This window comes from Desulfovibrio sp. 1188_IL3213 (genome assembly GCF_036763145.1).
Taxonomy (GTDB): Bacteria; Desulfobacterota; Desulfovibrionia; order Desulfovibrionales; family Desulfovibrionaceae; genus Desulfovibrio.
Genome location: NZ_JBAIYR010000478.1, coordinates 1 through 1,615 on the forward strand (window position 1 = coordinate 1; position 1,615 = coordinate 1,615).

At 61.5% G+C, this 1,615-nt stretch carries 2 protein-coding genes; both read left to right on the top strand.

From position 1 onward, the window contains the following. Window positions 1–169, top strand: a 169-nt coding sequence (locus tag V6C16_RS12785) for a pantoate--beta-alanine ligase (RefSeq protein WP_333543391.1), incomplete at its 5' end; no start/stop codon positions are given. A 42-nt stretch (window positions 170–211) separates the two neighbouring features. Continuing rightward, window positions 212–1,384, top strand: coding sequence for a methionine adenosyltransferase (gene metK, locus V6C16_RS12790; RefSeq protein ID WP_333534577.1), 1,173 nt, complete (start codon window positions 212–214; stop codon window positions 1,382–1,384). The last annotated feature ends 231 nt before the right edge of the window (window positions 1,385–1,615 follow it).

Below are 1,615 nucleotides of genomic sequence, written 5' to 3' on the forward strand. Positions count from 1 at the left end.
GCTGCGGCGCTGGGCGGAGCTGCTGCCCCTGGGTCGTCTGGACTACCTCACCATAGTGCATCCGGAATCGCTGGAGCCGCTTGACGAAGTAACAGGCCCGGCCCTCATGGCCTGCGCCGTGCGCATGGGCAAGGCGCGCCTTATCGACAACATTCTTTTACGCTCGTAAAAAACCATCGCGCCTGCCGCGCGCCCCTTCAAGGAGAACAGCATGCAGACCAAGGGCAAATATTACTTCACCTCTGAATCCGTTACCGAAGGCCATCCCGACAAGGTGGCCGACCAGATATCCGACGCCGTACTGGACACACTGCTGGCCCAGGACCCGGACGCCCATGTGGCCTGCGAAGCGCTGGTCACCACGGGCATGGCCGTTATCGCCGGTGAAATCAGCACCACCGGCTATGCCGACCTGCCCACCGTTGTGCGCGAAACCATCAAGAACATCGGCTACAACAGCTCCGACATGGGCTTTGACTGGCAGACCTGCGCCGTCATTTCCACCATCGGCCACCAGTCCCCGGACATCGCCCAGGGCGTGGTGCGCTCCAAGCCCGAAGATCAGGGCGCCGGCGACCAGGGCATGATGTTCGGTTTTGCCTGCAATGAAACCTCCACCCTTATGCCCGCCCCCATTTACTGGGCGCACCAGCTCTCGCAGCAGCTTGCCAGGGCGCGCAAGGACGGCCTGGTGGACTTTTTCCGCCCGGACGGCAAGACCCAGGTTTCTTTTGAATACCAGGACGGCAAGCCCGTGCGCATCAACAACGTGGTGGTTTCTACACAGCACGCCGCCAGCGCAAGCCAGGCCGATGTGGCCGAAGCCGTGAAAAAGCACGTCATTCGCCCCATTCTTGAGCCTTCGGGCTATTTCAATGAAAAAGACTGCGAAATTTTCATCAACACCACCGGACGCTTTGTGGTGGGCGGCCCCATGGGCGACTGCGGGCTTACCGGCCGCAAAATCATCCAGGACACCTACGGCGGCAGCGGTCACCACGGCGGCGGCGCGTTCTCCGGCAAGGACCCTTCCAAAGTTGACCGCTCCGGCGCATACATGGGCCGCTACATCGCCAAAAACGTGGTGGCTGCTGGCCTTGCCCCGGTGTGCGAAGTGCAGATCGCCTACTGCATCGGCGTGGCCCAGCCTGTGAGCGTACTTGTTTCCTCGCAGGGGACCAGCGAAATTCCTGATGAAATCCTTACCAGGGCCGTGCGCGAAGTTTTTGACCTGCGCCCCTATTTCATCACCAAACGCCTGGACCTCAAGCGGCCCATCTACCAGAAGAGCGCCTGCTACGGCCACTTCGGCCGCGAGCTGCCCGAATTCACCTGGGAAGCCACCGATGCCGTGGCCGACCTGCGCACCGCCGCCAAGGTGTAGACGAAAAAGCAGCCTCATTTATGTAGCACTGACGCGCAAGGGGGAACTTCCTGAAAGAGGTTCCCCCTTACGCATGCCCGTTCCTTCTCAATTTTTTCCGGGCGCTGCTGAAACAATTCGGACCGTGCCGCTGCCGCTCCGCCAGCCACGAGCCGTCACAAACCGGGCAACCCGCGCGCAACAGAGCAAAAGCGCTGCCACCGCCCGTTCGGCTGCCCCAGGCACTCCTTT

What these genes read in the sequence shown, in the direction of transcription:
- metK (WP_333534577.1), top strand. Translation starts at nt 212, where the DNA reads ATGCAGACCAAGGGCAAATATTACTTCACCTCTGAATCCGTTACCGAA.